16 protein-coding genes and 1 tRNA gene are annotated in these 19168 nt (G+C 52.4%); 8 read left to right on the forward strand and 9 right to left on the reverse strand.

Going from position 1 to position 19168, the window contains the following annotated elements:
- Positions 1 to 231: 231 nt before the first annotated feature.
- From ACKWCC_RS13945 to ACKWCC_RS13965, 5 genes are all read right to left on the reverse strand, one after another.
- On the reverse strand, positions 232 to 1485 hold the full coding sequence (locus ACKWCC_RS13945; RefSeq protein ID WP_413996564.1) for an NAD(P)/FAD-dependent oxidoreductase: 1254 nt from the start codon (positions 1483 to 1485) through the stop codon (positions 232 to 234).
- 2 nt (positions 1486 to 1487) lie between these two features.
- Complete coding sequence (locus tag ACKWCC_RS13950) at positions 1488 to 2498, reverse strand: 4-hydroxyproline epimerase (RefSeq protein WP_413996565.1); 1011 nt, start codon at positions 2496 to 2498, stop codon at positions 1488 to 1490.
- A gap of 3 nt (positions 2499 to 2501) precedes the next feature.
- Entirely contained in the window at positions 2502 to 4226 is a 1725-nt protein-coding gene (locus ACKWCC_RS13955; protein ID WP_413996566.1) for a DUF885 domain-containing protein, read from the reverse strand.
- An 8-nt stretch (positions 4227 to 4234) separates the two neighbouring features.
- The gene (locus ACKWCC_RS13960) at positions 4235 to 5812 is read right to left on the reverse strand and encodes an aldehyde dehydrogenase (NADP(+)) (protein WP_413996567.1); all 1578 of its coding nucleotides are present in this window, start codon (positions 5810 to 5812) and stop codon (positions 4235 to 4237) included.
- A 93-nt stretch (positions 5813 to 5905) separates the two neighbouring features.
- The gene (locus ACKWCC_RS13965) at positions 5906 to 6820 is read right to left on the reverse strand and encodes a dihydrodipicolinate synthase family protein (RefSeq protein ID WP_413996568.1); all 915 of its coding nucleotides are present in this window, start codon (positions 6818 to 6820) and stop codon (positions 5906 to 5908) included.
- 124 nt (positions 6821 to 6944) lie between these two features.
- Between ACKWCC_RS13965 and ACKWCC_RS13970 the strand changes: the two genes are divergently transcribed.
- The 8 genes from ACKWCC_RS13970 to ACKWCC_RS14005 all read left to right on the forward strand — a co-directional run bounded on the left by ACKWCC_RS13970 (position 6945) and on the right by ACKWCC_RS14005 (position 14116).
- On the forward strand, positions 6945 to 7817 hold the full coding sequence (locus tag ACKWCC_RS13970) for an AraC family transcriptional regulator (protein WP_413996569.1): 873 nt from the start codon (positions 6945 to 6947) through the stop codon (positions 7815 to 7817).
- A gap of 218 nt (positions 7818 to 8035) precedes the next feature.
- A tRNA-Leu gene (locus tag ACKWCC_RS13975) sits at positions 8036 to 8122 on the forward strand.
- A gap of 106 nt (positions 8123 to 8228) precedes the next feature.
- Entirely contained in the window at positions 8229 to 9128 is a 900-nt protein-coding gene (locus ACKWCC_RS13980) for a MerR family transcriptional regulator (RefSeq protein ID WP_413996570.1), read from the forward strand.
- Positions 9129 to 9148: 20 nt separating this feature from the next.
- Positions 9149 to 10606 carry a phytoene desaturase family protein gene (locus ACKWCC_RS13985; RefSeq protein ID WP_413996571.1) on the forward strand — a complete coding sequence of 486 codons (1458 nt, stop codon included), beginning with the start codon at positions 9149 to 9151 and terminating at the stop codon, positions 10604 to 10606.
- An 88-nt stretch (positions 10607 to 10694) separates the two neighbouring features.
- Entirely contained in the window at positions 10695 to 11534 is an 840-nt protein-coding gene (locus ACKWCC_RS13990) for a phytoene/squalene synthase family protein (RefSeq protein ID WP_413996572.1), read from the forward strand.
- Positions 11535 to 11536: 2 nt separating this feature from the next.
- Positions 11537 to 11983, forward strand: a complete 447-nt coding sequence (locus tag ACKWCC_RS13995; protein ID WP_413996573.1) for a sterol desaturase family protein — start codon at positions 11537 to 11539, stop codon at positions 11981 to 11983.
- 1 nt (position 11984) lies between these two features.
- Positions 11985 to 13451: a 1-hydroxycarotenoid 3,4-desaturase CrtD gene (gene crtD, locus ACKWCC_RS14000; RefSeq protein ID WP_413996574.1), complete on the forward strand. Its 1467-nt coding sequence runs from the start codon at positions 11985 to 11987 to the stop codon at positions 13449 to 13451.
- 11 nt (positions 13452 to 13462) lie between these two features.
- Positions 13463 to 14116 (forward strand): carotenoid biosynthesis protein, encoded by a 654-nt coding sequence (locus ACKWCC_RS14005; RefSeq protein WP_413996575.1) that lies wholly within the window; start codon positions 13463 to 13465, stop codon positions 14114 to 14116.
- On the opposite strand, the gene ACKWCC_RS14010 is transcribed toward ACKWCC_RS14005, so the two are convergent.
- The 4 genes from ACKWCC_RS14010 to ACKWCC_RS14025 all read right to left on the reverse strand — a co-directional run bounded on the left by ACKWCC_RS14010 (position 14096) and on the right by ACKWCC_RS14025 (position 19166).
- On the reverse strand, positions 14096 to 14734 hold the full coding sequence (locus ACKWCC_RS14010) for a DUF3291 domain-containing protein (RefSeq protein ID WP_413996576.1): 639 nt from the start codon (positions 14732 to 14734) through the stop codon (positions 14096 to 14098). The two genes, ACKWCC_RS14005 and ACKWCC_RS14010, sit on opposite strands and share 21 nt — an antisense overlap.
- An 85-nt stretch (positions 14735 to 14819) precedes the next feature.
- A complete protein-coding gene (locus ACKWCC_RS14015) occupies positions 14820 to 15404 on the reverse strand; it encodes a TlpA family protein disulfide reductase (protein WP_413996577.1) in 585 nt (194 codons plus the stop codon).
- Positions 15405 to 15473: 69 nt separating this feature from the next.
- Positions 15474 to 17747, reverse strand: a complete 2274-nt coding sequence (locus tag ACKWCC_RS14020; protein WP_413996578.1) for an aconitate hydratase — start codon at positions 17745 to 17747, stop codon at positions 15474 to 15476.
- 465 nt (positions 17748 to 18212) lie between these two features.
- On the reverse strand, positions 18213 to 19166 hold the full coding sequence (locus ACKWCC_RS14025; protein ID WP_413996579.1) for an AAA family ATPase: 954 nt from the start codon (positions 19164 to 19166) through the stop codon (positions 18213 to 18215).
- Between the last annotated feature and the right edge of the window lie 2 nt (positions 19167 to 19168).

Consider the following 19168-nt stretch of genomic DNA (forward strand, 5'->3'; position numbering starts at 1 on the left):
TGGGACGAACGGCACAAAGCCCAATGTAACGCAGCAATTTGTATTGGACCTTCGGAAGGAGGGTGCCACCGCGCTAATACAATCCGTACTTCTGCGATCGGGGCAGGCCCGCCCGAACGTGCCTTTTGGTACGGGCGGGTGGTCACCGCCGTGGTGATCGGCCGGAAGTCGGCCAACGATCGGTTTTGCCGTGATCTGCCATCGCAACGGAATTAAAGGCATCCTCCGGCTTTAAGGAAAACTGCGCTCCGGATGAAAGGCGGAGAGGTCCATTTCCGGGGCCTTGTGGTCTGCAATTTGGGACACCAACAGCCCGGTTGCCGGGCCCAGGCTCCAGCCCATCATGGCATGGCCAGTGGCCAATATCAAGTTATCCACCGCACTGCTCCGGCCTATATAGGGCAGACCATCCGGGCTCACAGGGCGCATTCCCGTCTCTGCCCTTTCCAAGTGCACCGTATCTATTTCCAGTTCCGGATAAAAACGCTTAGCTCCTTTGGCCAGGGCCAGCACCCGCTCCTTTCTTATGATGTCATTGATTCCTGAAAACTCCATAGTGCCCGCAAAGCGGGTAAAACCGCGCATGGGGGTCACCGCCATACTGGCCTCCATAAGGATGGCTGGCATATGTATGCCCGTTTCCTCGGGGACGTTTATCCGATACCCCTTGCCGGCCTCCAAAGACAACTTTGTTCCCAGTTGCCTTAACAGCAGCGGACTCCAGGCTCCTGCGGCCAACACCACTTCATCTACAGCAGTGGTTTCCCGGTCCGTCTTTACTTGGGTAATCTTCTTTCCCTGCCGTTGAAGCTCCTGCACGTTTTGCCCAATTCCAAGGGTTACCCCAACAGCCCTCAAATAGGCCACCATCTTGGGCATGAACTCTGTGGGCGTCATGTGCCCATCACATTGATAGTGTATGGCCCCTTCGGCCTTTACGTTAACGTTGGGCTCCAATTGCCTTACCTCATCTTGGTTCAGCTCCCGTACCTCCAGGCCCAATCCAGCGGCCCTATCGGCCACTTGCTTTTCATGGAGGTAGGCGGCCTCCGTCTGGTACAGCATCAAAAGGCCATTGCGCTCCAAATGAAAATCCCCTAGATCTCCCGAGTTTTTTATGTCCTGGTAGAGCCCACGGCTCAACAGGTTTATTTCCTTGATCACGGGTATGGCCCGCTCCACTTTCTTTGGGGTGGATGATCGGTGGAAATACCATGACCATTTAAAGAAGTCCGTGTTCCATCTGGGTTTCATATAGAACGGGCTGTCGCTATGGAACATCATCCTAAGGCCTTTGGCCACCATACCGGGATGGGCCAGCGGAACAATGTGACTGGGGGTAAGATACCCCGCGTTTACAAAAGAGGCCCCGGAAGAGAGATCTCCCTTGTCCCATAGCGTGACCTGGTGCCCTGCCTTCTGAAGGTAGTACGCGCAGCTAAGGCCAACAATGCCCCCGCCAATGATCCCAATGTGCTTTCCCATCTCTATATAACTTGAAATCCGTGGGCGTAGGGGTCGTCTTCATCATCAATGGTAATGACATTTTGCCCGTACACCTTGGCCCAACCCCTTATACTGGGCACAATGGCCTTGAAAGACCCGAGTTGGGTCTCCGCTTCCACCCGGCCCACAAAGGTAGAACCTATATAACTTTCATGCACAAAATCTTGCCCTGTTTTTAAGCGTCCCTTGGCGTTCCACTGGGCCATACGGGCAGATGTGCCCGTACCACAGGGAGAACGATCAATGGCCTTGTCGCCATAGAAGACGGCATTTCTGGCCGTGGCACTGGGAGAAATGGTGCTTCCGGTCCAAAGAACATGGCTCACGTTACGGATGGTGTCATCTTCTGGATGTACAAAACGATCGGCATACCGCTGGTTGATCTTTTCCCTGAGCTCCCCACTCAGGGCCACCAGTTCGCCTGCCTTGAAGTGCTGTATGCCGCCAAAATTTTTCTGTGGGTCCAAAATGGCATAGAAATTTCCGCCATAGGCCACATCAAACACCAAATCGCCCAAGACCGGGGAGGTGATCGTTAGATCGCTGGCCGCCAAATAAGACTTTACGTTGATCAGTTGCACCCAGGCCACCTTTTTTCCCTTGAGGCCATAGCTCACCTCCACCAGGCCCGCCGGGGTCTCCATACGCACCTTGCCCGGGGTTTTGGGCACTATGAGCCCGGCCTCCAGGCCAATGGTTATGGATCCTATGGTGCCGTGACCGCACATGGGCAGGCATCCGCTGGTCTCTATGAAGAGGATGCCAAGGTCGTTTTCCGGGTCACTTGGCGCATAGAAAATGCTGCCGCTCATCATGTCATGCCCTCGGGGCTCAAACATAAGGCCCTTTCGGATCCAATCGTACTCCCTGAGAAAATGCTGTCTTTTTTCACTCATGGTGTCCCCCTGCAAGAGGGGGCCGCCAGATTTTACTACCCTAACGGGATTGCCGCAGGTGTGCCCATCTATGCACTCAAAGGTGTTTTTTGCCATTCGTTATCTATGGGTATTGATGTACTTTGCCACACGTGCTTCCAGAATGGGAAGGGTCACGGTGCCCTGCTCCAAGACCACTTCATGGAAATCCCGGACATAGAACTTTGCGCCCAGCTGTTCAGCGGCACGTTGCCGGAGTTCACGTATCTTGATTTCCCCCATTTTGTAGGACAGGGCCTGTCCGGGCCAGGCAATGTAACGGTCCGTTTCCGTATTTACCTCGTGCTGGGAAAGGGCGGTATGCGCCATCATATAGTCCACCACCTCTTCCCTGGTCCATCCCAGGGCATGTATGCCGGTATCTACCACCAGCCTACAGGCCCGCCACATTTCATAGGTGAGCTTTCCAAATTCTTCATAGGGGGTGGTGTATATGCCCATTTCCGTACCCAAAAATTCGGTGTACAGGGCCCATCCCTCCCCGTAGGCAGAGAGGTACATGTTCTTTCTAAATTGCGGAATGCTGTCTCCCAGCTCCCTGTTGAGGCTACCTTGCAAATGGTGGCCTGGAACCGCTTCGTGGGCCGTTAGGGCCGGCAGGTTGTACAGGGGCCTACTGTCCAGTTTATGGGTGTTCACCAAATAATAACCGGGCTGGGTGTCCGAGGAAGGTCCGGAATAGCGCCCGCTGGTATAGTTGGGCGCCAGGGCATCGGGCACCTTGATCACCCCGTAAGGGCGTCTGGGCAGGGTTTTGAAGAACTTGGGCAGCTCGGCATCCAAACGCTTGGCAATGTCACGGGCGTGCATGAGCAATTCGTCTCCCGTCTTGGCATAAAACCGGGCATCGGTACGCAAGAAGTCAAGGAAGTCCGCAAAACTACCCTTAAAATCCAGTCTCTTTATAATGTCTTCCATTTCGCCCTTGATCCGGGCCACTTCCCCAAGCCCAATGGTGTGGATGTCCTCTGCGGTGTACTGGGTGTCCGTGGTATAATAATTGATTCGGTTTTGATAAAAATCGGTGCCGTTAGGGGTTTCCGAAACCCCAATGGCGGTACGGGTATTGGGAATGTACTCCGTCTCAAAAAAAATCTTGATGCGTTCAAAGGACGGCACCACCTTTTCCATGATCACCTTTAGCGCCTCCTGGGCAAGGGCCTCTTTCCGATCACTGTCCATGGAAAGGGGCAGTTCCAAAAAGGGGGCATAGAACGCGCTGTCTTCGGGCCGGTTCACCCTATGGGTGTCATAGGTGGCGGCATAGCCCTTAAAAATGACCTTGGGCTGGGAAATGCCCAAATCCAGTCCCTTACGTATGAGCGCCAAATGCTCGTCCACATAATTGGGAATGGCGCGCAGCAGATCAAGGTAGCGCTCGGCATCCACATCGCTCAATAGGGGTTTGATGCGATAATTTAGGTTGAGGTGAAATCCCTGATCGGCCAAAATGGGGTTCAGGTGCATCTTAAAACGATGGGCATCCACCTGGTTTTGCAGGTTAAAGCGCAACAGCTCCCATGAAATTTGTTCGGTCTCGGAAAGCGCTGCCCGATCAATGCCCATCAAACTGTCCAACTGCGTTTGGGCAAATTTCGCCCTCGCGTCAAAAACCTCCTCGGTATGCTTTCCGAGCGGATGGGCGGCACGGTCATAGGGCTCGTATGCCGCTACGCGCTCCACTATGGCTCCAAGCCTCTCTTGCCCATTTTGGGAACGTAAGGGCTGTGGGCAGAGCAAACATCCCATTACCGTAAATCCAACAAATAACGCCAGTACTCTCATGGTGATGCCTATTTTTTATACTCCCCTTCCTCCAAACGTACAATTTGTAACGGATTCCCGTCCTTTAGGGCATCTGGCAACAGGGCATTTGGCCAATCTTGAAAGGCAATGGGCCGCGCCCACCGTTTTATGGCAGCGCTGCCCACAGAGGTAAAACGGGCATCCGTGGATGCCGGGAAAGGGCCGCCGTGCACCATGGGGGAATTGACCTCCACACCCGTGGGCGCACCATTGAAGAGCAGCCTGCCCACCCGGTTGCGCAGGGCACGGACAATGGCATCGTATTCTTGCAGTTCTTCCGGACTTCCCAGAACGGTACCGGTCAATTGGCCCTCCAGGCCGTTGAGAATGGTCTTCATTTCCTCTGCATTGGCACAGAAAACCACGATGGACAAGGGCCCAAAGACCTCTTTGTGCAATTCAGGGTTTCTTAGAAACTCCGCCCCTTTTACCGTGACGAGTGTTGGGGTGGCCGTATTGGCCGCGTCATGGTCCTTTATAGGCACTGCGCGCTTTACGCCACGCTGTTGGAGCAGATGCTTTTTGCCTTCTTGGTAGTGCCGGTGTATGTTGGGATGAAGCATCACGGCGGGCACCACTTCCTCCAAGGCCTGGGAAAGTTGCTCGGTAAAGCTTTCCAAACCGGTTCCTTCCAAGCCCAAGAGCACTCCGGGATTGGTGCAGAACTGCCCTGCCCCCATGGTTATGGATCCCGCATAGGCCTTGGCCCAATCTTGTCCTTTCCGTGCTATGGCCGAGGGTAGGATCACCACTGGGTTTATACTGCCCATTTCCGCAAAAACGGGGATGGGCTCTTTGCGCTCCGCAGCCATACGGTAGAGCGCCGTGCCCCCGGCAATGCTGCCCGTGAACCCCACGGCCTTGACCTTGGGGTGCATGACCAATTGCCGGCCCACATCGTTGCCGTTGCTGTTAAGGTTGGAAAACACGCCGTTGGGCATTCCGGTTCGCTGGGCCGCCCGTACAATGGCCCCGGCCACCAACTCGCCGGTACCGGCGTGCATGGGGTGGCTCTTGACAATGACGGGGCAACCGGCAGCCAGGGCACTGGCCGTATCACCGCCGGCCGTGGAAAAGGCGAGCGGGAAATTACTGGCACCAAAGACCGCAACGGGGCCCAAGGGGAACAGCATTTTTCTGATGTCTGCCTTGGGAAGCGGCTCCCGTTGGGGCTGTGCCCTTTCTATGGCGGCCTCCACCCAGGACCCCTCCCGGATCAGGTTGGCAAACAAGCGAAGCTGCCCCATGGTGCGCCCCCGCTCGCCAAGGGCCCGGCCCTGTGGCAAACCGGATTCCATACAGTAGGTTTCCACGAGCAGGTTCCCCAGGGCCTCCAACTCTTGGGCAATGGCCTCCAAGAACTCCGCACGCTGCCGCGCCGTTTTGGCACTGTACTCCTCAAAGGCACCGTGGGCCAGGCCCACCGCCTCTTCCAATTCGGCCTCACTGGCCCGGTGAAATAACCACGGGGTCTCACGGTTTTGCACCGGGTCAAAGGTGCGGAAGGTAACCTCCCCTTTCTTGGACAAGGCATGTCCTATCTGATTGCATCCGGTAATGGTCATAAAACTGGGTTTTTGATGGTTTGAAACAATACGCGGTGCCCCGTTGTCCCAATCCAAAAATTGGGAACAAACCGCTTTATCTTGGGTTTAAAGCTACAAAAGATGTTTGTAATCTGGCAAAGTGGGCCTGGAGGCCACGCCGCGCTCAATGACTTCCAAGACATGGGCCCGGGTGGCACCGATCAAGGGCAGCCTTGGGGCACGCACGTTCTCGGTGCCAATGCCGGTGGCCACTTCGGCCAATTTAATGTTCTGCACCAACTGCGGATTGATGTCCAATTCCAACAGGGGAAGGAACCAGCGGTATATTTCTAGCGCCTCTTCCGTTCTGCCGGCCTTTGCCAAGGCGTAAATGGCACAGGTCTCCCTGGGAAAAGCACAGACCAGACCGGCCACCCAACCATCGGCACCCATTAAAACACTTTCCAGCCCAAGGGTGTCCACTCCGGTAAATACCTTGAAGCGATCGCCAAACCGGGCCCGCATCCGCGTAATGTTGCTAATGTCCCGTGTGGATTCCTTCACGGCCTCTATATTGTGGCACTCCGCCAATTCCTGAAACATGTCCATGGTCACTTCAATGCCATAGTCCACAGGGTTGTTGTAGATCATGATGGGCAAGTCGGTACTATTGGCTATGGCCTTAAAATAGGTCACCGTCTCATGGTCATTGGCCTTGTAGCGCATGGGCGGCAAGACCATAAGGCCCTGGGCACCGCACTCCAAAGCCACCGCTGCGGCATGGATGGCCCCCTTGGTGGTCTGCTCGGCAATGTTGATGATCACCGGCACCCGGCCTTCGGTCATTTTTACGGTTTCAATGACCAGTTGCTTGCGCTCCTCGAACGTCAAGGTACTGGCCTCTCCCAAGGTACCGCCAAGAATGAGGCCGCTGACCCCGGCATCCAATTGGGCGTTGATGTTCACGGCAAACATGTCCATATCCAATTCATCCTTGTCCGTGAATTTTGTCGTTACTGCGGGCATGACCCCTTTCCACTGTATCATAAGTAAACATTTTTTTCAAAAATAAACTGGTTTTGTGGCAGTGCACTTCCTCAATCCTGTCCAAAACCGGTTGTATTTTGTCCAATTTGTACCCATACTTCCATTTATTTGATAAATTAGGCCCATGAAGAGCCATCCTTTCCATATCCCCAAACCCCAGGGCGAACGTTTGATCGTGCAAGAGGACAGGCTCCCGAAGTTTTACGGAAAATACCATCGCCACACCGAGATCCAGATAAGTCTGGTACAGCGCGGTGCGGGAAAACTGATCGTCTCCGGCAGCGTGCATCCCTTTGGGCCCGGGGAACTGTTTGTGATCGGTGGCGGGGTGCCCCATGTCTTTCAGCACGAGGACGGCAGCGGCCCCTGCCAGATGCTATCCCTTTTTTTTGGGATGGATTCCTTTGGGACCGATTTTTTTGGACTCCCCGACCTGGAAGGCCTTGACGCTTTCTTTGATCGTGCGCAGGGGAGTTTCCGGTTGGCCCCCGAAAACGCCGATCTCGCAGGGATAATGACCCAATTCCCGGGGCTGGGGCGTACAGAGCGCTTCATTCGCTTCCTGGGATTGCTGCACGTATTGGCCCAAGCGCCAAAAGAAATCTTGCACCAACACCATATGACCCAGTTTCTGAGCCCCGTGGCGGGGGAACGGTTGAAGGACGTCATGGAGCACGTGATGCAACACTACCAGGCCCCCATTGCCCTGGACAAGGTGGCTGCGCTTGCCTGCATGACGCCGAGCTCCTTTTCCCGATTTTTTAAAAAACGAACCAACAAGACCTTCATGCAGTTTGTGCTGGAGCTCAGGGTGGCCCATGCCTGCCAACTGTTAAGCACCCATTTGGACATGCCCATCTATGAAGCGGCAGAACGATCGGGATTTTCAACCTTGTCCCACTTTAACAGGAAGTTCAAGAGCATCAAGGGCTGTACGCCCCGCCATTTTTTAAAGAAACAACGAAAAATGACCTTGGCACAGGCCCACCGGAGGTAAGTACGTTTACCGCTCGGCGCCCGTGTCCCAGGGCCGTTCTTGAGGGTGCATCTGGGCATCCCAAACGCCCCCAACTTCCTTTAAATGGGCTTTTGAAAGGTCCCAAAAGCGGCAGGTCGCTTACGGGTGCGCATTTTTTTGGCCCGCCATGGCGATAATAGATGACATTCTATTTTGATATGCGCTGTAGCTTTTTATCTTTGCACTTCTTTTGTGATGCCCACGTGGTGAAATTGGTAGACACGCTACCTTGAGGGGGTAGTGTTCGAAAGGACGTGCTAGTTCGAATCTAGTCGTGGGCACCAAAGGCCGAGGATGACCTCGGCCTTTTTTTTTGCCAAAATTTTAACGGAAGAATAAAGCGGCCTATGACTTTTAATCGTAGATTTGTTTAACGCTTTCCTTGAAACTATGAACAATGTAAAGAAGTATTTTAGCATCCGCGATTTGGAGAACCTCTCTGGAATCAAGGCCCATACCATAAGAATATGGGAAAAAAGGTACAACCTTCTTTCACCGGAGCGCACCGATACCAACATCAGGACCTACAGCCTGAAGAGCCTACAAAAGCTGCTTAACATTACCTTGCTCTACCACAACGGCTATAAAATCTCCAAGATCGCCAAGATCCCGGAACACAACATTCCGCTGGTGGCACGGGAAATCGTGGCCAAGAACAGCTACAAGAACCACGCCATCAATGCCTTTAAGCTGGCCATGGTGAATTTTGACCAGCGCCTGTTCTTTGAAACCTACAACAGCCTCATAGCGGACAGCTCCTTTCGGGAAATCTTCAAAAACACCTTTGTGCCGCTCTTGAACGAGTTGGGGCTGCTCTGGCAAACCGACACCATAAGTCCGGCCCACGAGCATTTTGTGACCAGCTTGATCAAACAGAAGATCCTGATCCACACCGAAAAGTTACAGCACCAAAAACCCATCAAGACAGACAAGGTCTTTGTGGCCTTTTTACCGGAAAACGAAATTCACGAGATCGGACTGCTATACCTCAATTACGAAATTGTGCTTCGCGGGTACAAATGTATTTACTTGGGGCAGACCATTCCCATGGAAAACCTGGTGGACGTGATGAAGTACTTTGACAATATCCACTTCCTGTCCTACTTCACCGTAAAACCGGAAAAGGACAAGATAAACAAGTACCTTCAAGAATTCCAAAAACTGGTGATGGACTACCCCAACCCCAAACTGTGGCTCTTGGGCAGGCAGGTACAGCACATAGACACCGCCAACCAGCCCAGTTTTGTAAAGACCTTTACGTCCTTGGAAGAAATTACCGCTAAACTTTAAACTAAGCATCGCACACCACAATGGGCAAAAAAGTGATCATCATTGGCTCTGGCTTCTCTTCCCTGAGCGCGGCATGCTACCTGGCCAAAGCAGGATACAGCGTTTCGGTTTTTGAGAAAAACGACACCGTGGGCGGCAGGGCGTCACAATTTAAAAAAGAGGGATTTACCTTTGATATGGGGCCCAGCTGGTACTGGATGCCCGATATTTTTGACAAGTTCTTTGCCGATTTCAACAAAAAAACATCCGATTACTACACCCTGGACAAGCTGAGCCCGGCCTACAAGATTTTCTTTGCGGACGATGTGATCACCATTGGCGATTCCATGGACAAGATCTGTGTGGAATTTGATCGCATTGAACCCGGAAGCTCCAAGAACCTGAGGAAATTCATGGCACAGGCCCAGGATCATTATGACATTGCCATAAACAAAGTGGTCTTGCGCCCCGGTCTTTCGCCCTTGGAACTGGTTACCCCGGAGACCGTGATGAAAGTGGACCGTTTCTTTAAGAACATCAGCGCGGAGGTGCGCAAAAAGTTCAACAATCCAAAACTGATCTCCACGTTGGAGTTTCCCGTGCTGTTTTTGGGCGCTAAACCCAGCAACACGCCCTCTTTTTACAGTTTTATGAACTTTGCGGATTTTGGCCTGGGCACTTGGCATCCCAAGGGCGGCATGTACGAGATCATCAAGGCCATGGAAGCCCTGGCCCTGGAGCTCGGGGCCCAGATCAAAACCAATAGGGCCGTGGAAAAAATTTTGGTGAAAAACGGCCAGGCAAAGGGCATCCTTACCGAGGGCGAGATCATCTCGGCAGACATTGTTCTGAGCGGGGCAGACTACCACCATTCCGAACTACTGTTGGACCAAACCTACAGACAGTACAGTGAAGATTATTGGAGCAAAAAGACCTTTGCCCCTTCCTCCCTCCTGTTCTACATTGGCTTTGACAAAAAACTGAAGAACGTGGAACACCACAACTTGTTCTTCGATTCCGATTTTGAACTGCACGCCCAAGAGATCTACGATGAACCCAAATGGCCATCCGATCCCCTGTTCTATGCCAATTTTCCGTCCGTAACGGACAGCACCATGGCGCCAGAGCACTGCGAGGCGGGATTTTTCTTGGTGCCCATTGCCCCAGACCTGGCCGATACACCGCAACTCCGGGAGCAATATTTTGATATCATTATGGATAGATTTGCGAAAAGAACGGGGGAAGATGTAAGAAATAACATTATATTCAAGGAATCTTTCTGTGTGAACGATTTTGTGGAACGATACAATTCGTACAAGGGAAATGCCTACGGAATGGCCAACACCCTTTTGCAGACCGCGTTCCTAAGACCAAAACTAAAAAGTAAAAAAGTGGGGAACCTCTTTTTTACCGGACAGTTGACCGTTCCCGGCCCGGGAGTGCCCCCGGCCCTAATTTCGGGCAAACTGGTCTCCGAATTGATCATGAAAGAACCTTGAAGCGCTGAACCCTGGCCCCTTGGCCCTTGTAGCTGTGAACACCAAGGGAATTTTGCGCCGAAAAAGAGAACCCCTTAAAGAACCAAAGATGAAAACTACTTTTGACCAGGTATCCTACCAATGCAGCAAAATTGTAACGGAAAGTTACAGTACCTCCTTTGCCTTGGCCACCAAGATGCTTCACGGAAGCATAAGGAGCGATATCTACAATATCTACGGATTTGTCCGCTTTGCCGACGAGATTGTGGACACCTTCCATGATTACGACAAGGAGATGCTCTTTAAAAAGTTTGAGGAGGAGCTAGAGCTGGCCCTGGCCCATAAAATTAGCCTGAACCCCATCCTGAACGCTTTTCAGTACACCTATCACAAATATGATATTCCCAGGCATTTGGTGGATTCCTTTATGAAGAGCATGCGCATGGACCTTACCAAAAACATCTACAAGACCGATCAGGAATACAAGGATTACATCTACGGTTCCGCAGACGTGGTGGGGCTTATGTGCCTCAAGGTTTTTGTAAAGGGCGATGCCGAGGCATACGAAAATCTCAGGGAGTCCGCGATGGCCTTGGGCTCCGCCTTCCAAAAAGTGAATTTTCTGCGCGATGTAAAGGCCGATTTTGAGGAGCTTAACCGCTCTTACTTCCCCAATACCAATCTGAGCCAACTGGACGAAGCCTCGAAACAAAACATAGTGGCAGAGATCAAAGCAGATTTTGAACTGGGGTATCAGGGCATCCTGGCCCTCCCCGTGGAGGCAAAATTTGGCGTGTACACCGCCTACAAATATTACAGTAGGCTGCTGCAAAAACTACAGAACACCCCTTCCATGGACATCAAGAACGCCCGTATCCGGGTGCCCAATTATGAGAAGTTTGGCCTCTTGGCCAAGTCCTATGTCAATTACAAACTACAATTGGTATAAGCATGCAGGTATTTTTTTGGATATTGATTTTTCTGTCCACCTTTTGTTTTATGGAATTTATGGCCTGGTTTACCCATAAGTACATCATGCACGGCTTTCTTTGGAGCCTGCACAAAGACCACCATCACAAAGACCACAAATCGTGGTTTGAGCGCAACGATGCCTTTTTCATCTTTTACGCCGTGGTGAGCATGAGCTGTTTTTATTTTGGGGGCCAAGGATTTTGGTTTGCCTATGCCATAGGTTTTGGCATCATGGCCTACGGCCTGGCCTATTTTTTGGTGCATGACATCTTTATACACCAGCGCTTCAAACTGTTCAGGAATGCCAATAACTGGTATGCCAGAGGCGTGCGCAGGGCCCACAAGATGCACCACAAGCACTTGGGGAAAGAAGATGGGGAATGCTTCGGAATGCTCTTTGTTCCCTTTAAGTACTTCAAAAAATAGTATGCCCAACGCCATAGTTATCGGTGCCGGAATCGGGGGCATAGCCACCGCCTTGCGCCTAAGGCACAAGGGATATGATGTTGCCGTGTACGAAGCCAATGGCTATGCCGGCGGAAAGCTGCACGCCAAGGAGCACCAAGGATACCGATTTGATCTGGGACCCTCCCTCTTTACCATGCCCCACTTGGTCACGGAACTCTACGGCTTGTTTGGTCTGGATGCCAAAGCACACTTCCGGTACCGGCGCAAGGAAACCCTTTGCCATTATTTTTGGGACGATGGCACCACTTTCCAGGCCACGGCCCAATTTGAGGATTTTATTGCCAAGGCCGGCCAAACGTTCCAGGAAGACCCCGCCGCCATTAGAAGGTACCTGCTACGCAACAAGGCAAAGTACGACCTCACTGCGCCCTTGTTTCTTGAAAAATCCCTGCACAAGGCAACCACCTATCTTTCTGCAGCCACGCTAAAAGCGCTCTTGCAACTGCACAAATTGGATGTGGACGCCTCCCTGCACCGCACCAACGCCAAACACTTCAAGAACCCCAAAATGGTACAGCTTTTTAACCGCTATGCCACCTACAACGGTTCCTCTCCCTACAAAACCCCGGGCATCATGTCCATGATTCCCCATTTGGAGATGCACTATGGCACCTATTTCCCGGAAGGGGGCATGGACCGCATAAGCAAGAGCCTTTACGAACTGGCCGTGGCCAAGGGGGTGCGCTTTCATTTCAATGAACCGGTCACGGGCATAGAAGTTGTTGGGAAAAGGGCCAGGGGCATTGCCACCCGGGGCGCAAGCCACATTGCGGACCTTGTGGTCTCCAACATGGATGTGTACCCCACGTACAAAAAATTGTTGCCCACACAGAAACATCCCAAAAAAATCTTGCAGCAAGAACGTTCCAGCTCTGCCCTCATCTTTTATTGGGGCATGAAAAAACGCTTTGACCAACTGGACCTGCACAACATCTTTTTTTCCCAAGATTATGCCTCGGAATTCAATGCCATCTTCAACCAGAAGACCCTGGGCAATGACCCTACCGTTTATGTGAACATCACCAGCAAGGAAAACCCCAAGGATGCCCCACAGGGGCACGAGAACTGGTTTGTTATGATCAATGCCCCCGGGAACTACGGGCAGGATTGGGACAAACTGAAACAAAGGGCCAGGGAAGCCATCATAAAAAAACTGAACACCGTATTGCAAACGGACATCGCGGCCCACATTACGGCAGAGTTCACCTTGGACCCCAAGGGCATAGAAAGCAGTACAAGCTCTTATAGGGGTGCGCTATACGGGGCGGCCAGCAACGATAAGTTCGCCGCATTTTTAAGACACCCCAATTTTTCGGGAGCCATTAAAAACCTTTATTTTTGCGGTGGTTCGGTACATCCCGGAGGGGGCATTCCCCTCTGCCTCCTATCGGCCAAAATAGTGGGAGACCTAGTGCCCAATCCTTAAAAAATCCACGCATGCTCAAAGAACTGGAACAAAAAAAGGTGGTTCTGGCCATTGGAACCATTTGGCTCTTCCATGTCTCTGCCATGATCGGCATTGGCATGGGCCATTTGGATTGGTTCATAACAAAGACCGACCTGAACCTGAGCTTGTGCCTCTTCCTTTTTCTTATCTGTTATCCTCTGGACAACCTAAGGAAGGTTCTGGCCTTTGGCCTGTTCTTTACCGGGGGCTTTTTGGCAGAATGGATCGGCGTGCACTACGGTATCCTTTTTGGCGAATATGCCTATGGCGCCAATTTTGGCCCCAAAATAGATGGCATACCCCTGCTCATAGGCACCAATTGGGCCGTGCTCACCTTTATTACGGCGGGCATCATGGACTACTTTAACATGCACACTGCCCTCAAGGTGTCCTTGGCCACGGCCCTTATGGTCTTACTCGATTATTTTATGGAATACAGTGCGCCCATTTTCGATTTCTGGACGTTCGAAGGTGGTTTGGCCGGCCTGGAAAATTACCTGACCTGGTTTGGTTTGGCCCTACTCTTCCAGGTGGTATTGAAGGGGCTAAAAGTCTCTGGAAACCGCCTCTTCAGCGCACACCTCTATTTGGCCCAGTTGGTCTTTTTTATGTACTTCTATTTCTTATCCGAGGTACTTTTCTAAAGGATCTTTGCCCTGCCAGCTGCCCACGGACCTATAGGGCTGAAAGCGGGAGAAAAGCTCTTCCTTGTACCAATCCAATTTTCTGGTCTTCACAATGGCCTGCCGGTGCTCCTTGCTCTTGTAGGCAAAGTCCATCAGGGCGTCCCCGTTCTCCCAAATACTGAAGGTGGCCATTTGCACAAAGGGCACTTCCCCTATTCCCTTGGTATGGAGCAGTCCCCTGCTATGGGCCAGGGGCGCCTGGGAGGTGGGCACGTAGCGCCAAAACTTCCTTAAAAACCCCAATTTGATGGTGGCCCTGGTGATCACGGCCATTAAGGGGTTGTCTGGGTCGATTTCATTGCTGGTTTCAAAGGGATTCTTACCGCCCCATTTCCCCACCGCTTTGGTGTTGCGCATATAAATGGTCCAACGTTCGGAGGCTTTGCGCCCATAGTTGTCCATAAGGGTTGCGGTATTGAAGAAAACATCGGCGCACACCTCGTTGTCCCAAATTTGGAGCAGTGCATACACGCTCCAATCGGGCATAGGGTCAAAGCCTTCCTTGCCGCTGCCCATAAGCTTATACGTCTGCAGTCCCGGAACGTCCCTGAGATGGCCATGGGCAAATTGCATCATGCCAAAAGCCCATACCTTTGGCCAAATTCCGCCATATCTAAAAAAAGTAAGGGTGGTTACCTGTGGCATCGTTTCTTGGGGCTGTCTATGGGTTAGTCCTTTCGGGTGCTTTTGCTGCTTGGGCCAGGAGTTGGTCCAACAGCCCGTACACTTTTTGGTTGTCCCAGTCGGCTATGGCTTCCTGGTGCACGGCAATGGCCCCTTCTTTGTCCAGCACATAGGTGCCGGGAGGTTTCAGCAAGGCAATGGGGCTGGTCTCCCCAAGGATCTGATAGGTAATGGGAAAGGTATAGGGGGCATCTTCCATAAATTCAAGGACCGGTTCCCGCTCCTCATCGGTAACGATGTAAAAGTGCACCTGCCGGCCATACTTTTCATATAGGGTCTGTATGTCTTGCAGCTGTGCCCTGGAGGGAATGTGCCAAGTGGTCCAGAAAGACAGGAAAACCACCTTGCCCCTGGAGCGTTCAAAATTAATGTACCGCCACTCACTGTCCTTCAGCCTCCAATCGTAATGTGGTATCCGCGCCCTTTGTGACGGGGAGATGATGGTGGGTGCGGTGGCAAAAACCCGGTTGAGCATTACCTTACTGTAATCCCCCAGAGGGGTTACAAAGAAAGACAGCACAAAGGCAATGACCAAAAGCGTGACAAGGGTTTGTTTTTTCATGGGGATGCGCTACGATTAAAAAAAAACTCCCAAAGTGCCTTGGGAGTTTTTATTTATGATGACCGCCCACTAAGCGGCGTTTTCCCTCTTGATCACATTTAGGGCAGAACCCTCCCTGTACCAACCAATTTGTGGGGCATTGTAGGTATGGTTCGCCTTTATGGTGTCCTTGCTACCGTCTTTGTGCACCACCTCGATGGTAAGGGGCACATCTGGGGCAAAGTCCGCAATATCCACAAAGTTGAAGGTGTCGTCTTCCTGGATCAGGTCGTAATCAGTTTCATTGGCAAAGGTAAGGGCCAGCATTCCCTGCTTCTTGAGGTTGGTCTCATGTATTCTGGCAAAAGACTTTACCAGAACGGCGGCCACGCCCAAATGTCTGGGCTGCATGGCGGCGTGTTCCCTTGAGGAGCCCTCGCCATAGTTGTGGTCTCCCACCACTATGGTTTTGATTCCGGCGGCCTTGTAGGCGCGCTGTGTATCTGGAACGCCTTCGTAGTCCCCGGTAAGTTGGTTCTTGACAAAATTGGTCTTTTTGTTAAAGGCATTGACCGCTCCGATCAGGGTATTGTTGGCAATATTGTCCAGATGTCCGCGGAAACGCAGCCAGGGCCCCGCCATGGAGATGTGGTCCGTGGTACATTTTCCATAGGCCTTGATCAACAGTTTCACGCCCTGCAATTGCTCATCCTTTATGGGCAAAAAGGGCTCCAGGAGCTGCAGGCGCTCTGACTCCTTGCTCACGATCACTTCCACCCCACTACCGTCTTCATCGGGGGCCAGGTATCCGGCATCTTCCACTTCAAAGCCTTTTGGGGGCAGTTCCCAGCCAGTGGGCTCATCGAAGCGCACCTCCTCTCCGTTCTCGTTCACCAAGGCATCGGTCATGGGGTTAAAGTCCAACCTTCCCGCTATGGCAATGGCCGCGGTAATTTCGGGGGAAGCAACGAAGGCATGAGTGTTGGGGTTGCCATCCGCACGTTTGGCAAAGTTTCGGTTAAAAGAATGCACAATACTGTTCTTTGGTGCATTCTTTGGATCGCTGTACCGTGCCCACTGGCCAATACAGGGCCCACAGGCATTGGTGAATATTTTGGCGTCCAACTTCTCGAACAGTTCCAAGATGCCATCCCGCTCTGCGGTAAAGCGCACCTGTTCCGATCCGGGGTTGATGCCAAACTCCGCCTTTACCTTCAAGCCCTTGTCCAAGGCCTGTTTGGCAATGGAGGAAGCCCGGGAAAGGTCTTCATAGGAAGAGTTGGTACAGGAACCAATGAGGCCCCACTCCACCTGGAGGGGCCAGTCGTTTTCGGTGGCCTTTTTGGTCATCTCAGTACCCACAGTGGTACTGAGGTCCGGGGTAAAGGGACCGTTCAAGAGCGGTGTAAGCTCTGAAAGGTCAATGTCAATGACCTGATCAAAATAGGCTTCAGGGTTTTCATACACCTCGGGATCTGCCGTAAGGTGGGCGGCCACTTGGTTGGCCGCATCGGCCACGTCTTCACGATCGGTGGCCCTTAGATAACGTTCCATGGACTCATCGTAACCAAAGGTGGAGGTGGTGGCCCCGATCTCCGCGCCCATGTTGCATATGGTTCCCTTTCCGGTGCAGGACAGGGCCAGGGCACCGGGCCCAAAGTATTCCACAATACTTCCGGTACCGCCTTTAACGGTGAGAATTTCGGCCACTTTTAGAATGACGTCCTTTGGGGCGGTCCAACCGCTTATCTTACCGGTTAGCCTAACCCCGATCAATTTTGGGAATTTGAGCTCCCAGGCCATTCCGGCCATAACGTCCACGGCATCTGCACCGCCAACGCCGATCGCCACCATGCCCAAGCCACCGGCATTCACCGTATGGGAATCGGTACCGATCATCATTCCGCCGGGAAAAGCGTAATTTTCCAGAACCACTTGGTGTATGATTCCCGCCCCGGGCTTCCAAAAACCTATGCCGTACTTGTTGGATACGGATTCCAAAAAATCGAACACCTCCGCACTGGACGTATTGGCCATCTTCAAATCTTCGGTGGCACCGCTCTTGGCCTGGATCAAGTGATCACAGTGCACGGTGGTGGGCACGGCCACTTTGGGCTTGCCGGCCTGCATGAACTGCAGCAGGGCCATTTGTGCCGTGGCATCTTGACAAGCAATGCGATCGGGCGCAAAATCCACGTAATCCTTTCCTCGCACAAAGGCCTTGGTGGGTGCACCGTCCCATAGGTGGGAGTACAATATTTTTTCTGAAAGGGTAAGTGGTTTGCCCACGATTTCCCGGGCCTTGTCCACGCGTTCCGCCATGGTGGCGTACACCTTCTTGATCATGTCTATGTCAAATGCCATTAGATTTTTGGTTTAAGGTTAAAGCAATTCCGTAAAATTAAGAAAAGATAGGTATTTCTTGAAATTTTAAGGCAAGGAATACGTGCTTTTTAAGGATGCACAAAAGAAAGTGCCCCACAATAGTGGAAATACGGAAAACCCTATTTCATTATTTCCAAATCCACAGGAAACAAGGGCAAAAAATAACAGCTGGGCGCATGCCACCGAAAGGCCGTAACAAGACCCAACGATGCCCTTCTGAAACAATGGACGGCACCGATTTTGTAGGGAACCGGCACACATCGTATTTCGCAACACCCACAAAACATTTCCCCTACCTAGACCCGGCGTGCAGACCTTTCGCGCTGGCACCGATTGCGGCCACGGCAAAGGAGGGACGCCATGCCTGAAACTTTGGCCAGCGGCATATTTTTTGCACCCAAAAGGGCATGCTCCAAAACGCAGCACCGTGAAGATAGGTTTGGGCTAGAGCAGCTTGGCAATAATGTCCTCTTCGGTAATGCCCTCGGCATCGGCCTTGTAGTTCTTGATGATGCGGTGCCTTAGAATTCCGGTGGCCACGGCCCGCACGTCTTCTTGATCGGGCGAGAACTTGGCGTTTATGGCAGCGTGGGCCTTGGCGGCCAAGATCAGGTTCTGGGACGCCCGGGGACCAGCGCCCCAATCCACATAGTTTTTCACAAAATCCGAGGCATTCTCCTGTGCGGGGCGTGTTCCGTTCACCATGTTCACGGCATACTCCACCACATTGTCCGGCACCGGGATGCGGCGCACCAACTCCTGCACCTCCAGAATCTGCTGGGCATTGAACAGGGCGTTCACGGTTTCCTTGACGTCTGAGGTGGTGTTCTTTACCACTTGGATCTCTTCCTGCACCGTGGGATACTTTAATTCTATGGCAAACATAAAGCGATCCAACTGTGCCTCGGGCAAGGGGTAGGTGCCCTCTTGCTCTATGGGGTTCTGGGTGGCCAGTACAAAATAGGGCAAGGCCAACTGGTGCTGTTGCCCGGCAATGGTCACCGCGCGCTCCTGCATGGCCTCCAATAGGGCGGCCTGGGTTTTGGGCGGGGTACGGTTGATCTCATCGGCCAGGATGATATTGGCAAATATGGGGCCTTTTATGAACTTGAAATTGCGGTTTTGGTCCAACACCTCACTCCCCAGGATGTCACTGGGCATCAGGTCCGGGGTAAACTGTATGCGCTTAAAGTCAAGGCCCAAGGCTTGGGCAATGGTATTCACCATAAGGGTCTTGGCCAGGCCCGGAACTCCAATGAGAAGGGAGTGCCCCCCCGTGTAGATGGACAGAAGAATCTGATCCACCACCTCTTCCTGGCCCACAATGATCTTGGCAATCTCCTTTTTTAGGGCGGCGTGCTTTTGTACCAGCCCCTGCACCGCGGCAACATCAGACATGC

The sequence above is a fragment of the Maribacter aquimarinus genome, from assembly GCF_047345505.1.
Classification (GTDB): domain Bacteria; phylum Bacteroidota; class Bacteroidia; order Flavobacteriales; family Flavobacteriaceae; genus Maribacter.

Excerpts from the sequence above, each read along its gene's own strand:
- ACKWCC_RS14020 (WP_413996578.1), bottom strand. The coding sequence starts at position 17,747 with ATGGCATTTGACATAGACATGATCAAGAAGGTGTACGCCACCATGGCG.
- ACKWCC_RS14015 (WP_413996577.1), bottom strand. The coding sequence starts at position 15,404 with ATGAAAAAACAAACCCTTGTCACGCTTTTGGTCATTGCCTTTGTGCTG.
- ACKWCC_RS13985 (WP_413996571.1), top strand. The coding sequence starts at position 9,149 with ATGGGCAAAAAAGTGATCATCATTGGCTCTGGCTTCTCTTCCCTGAGC.
- ACKWCC_RS13970 (WP_413996569.1), top strand. The coding sequence starts at position 6,945 with ATGAAGAGCCATCCTTTCCATATCCCCAAACCCCAGGGCGAACGTTTG.
- ACKWCC_RS14005 (WP_413996575.1), top strand. The coding sequence starts at position 13,463 with ATGCTCAAAGAACTGGAACAAAAAAAGGTGGTTCTGGCCATTGGAACC.
- ACKWCC_RS13945 (WP_413996564.1), bottom strand. The coding sequence starts at position 1,485 with ATGGGAAAGCACATTGGGATCATTGGCGGGGGCATTGTTGGCCTTAGC.
- ACKWCC_RS13955 (WP_413996566.1), bottom strand. The coding sequence starts at position 4,226 with ATGAGAGTACTGGCGTTATTTGTTGGATTTACGGTAATGGGATGTTTG.
- ACKWCC_RS13950 (WP_413996565.1), bottom strand. The coding sequence starts at position 2,498 with ATGGCAAAAAACACCTTTGAGTGCATAGATGGGCACACCTGCGGCAAT.
- ACKWCC_RS13980 (WP_413996570.1), top strand. The coding sequence starts at position 8,229 with ATGAACAATGTAAAGAAGTATTTTAGCATCCGCGATTTGGAGAACCTC.
- crtD (WP_413996574.1), top strand. The coding sequence starts at position 11,985 with ATGCCCAACGCCATAGTTATCGGTGCCGGAATCGGGGGCATAGCCACC.
- ACKWCC_RS14025 (WP_413996579.1), bottom strand. The coding sequence starts at position 19,166 with ATGTCTGATGTTGCCGCGGTGCAGGGGCTGGTACAAAAGCACGCCGCC.
- ACKWCC_RS13990 (WP_413996572.1), top strand. The coding sequence starts at position 10,695 with ATGAAAACTACTTTTGACCAGGTATCCTACCAATGCAGCAAAATTGTA.
- ACKWCC_RS13995 (WP_413996573.1), top strand. The coding sequence starts at position 11,537 with ATGCAGGTATTTTTTTGGATATTGATTTTTCTGTCCACCTTTTGTTTT.
- ACKWCC_RS13965 (WP_413996568.1), bottom strand. The coding sequence starts at position 6,820 with ATGATACAGTGGAAAGGGGTCATGCCCGCAGTAACGACAAAATTCACG.
- ACKWCC_RS13960 (WP_413996567.1), bottom strand. The coding sequence starts at position 5,812 with ATGACCATTACCGGATGCAATCAGATAGGACATGCCTTGTCCAAGAAA.
- ACKWCC_RS14010 (WP_413996576.1), bottom strand. The coding sequence starts at position 14,734 with ATGATGCAATTTGCCCATGGCCATCTCAGGGACGTTCCGGGACTGCAG.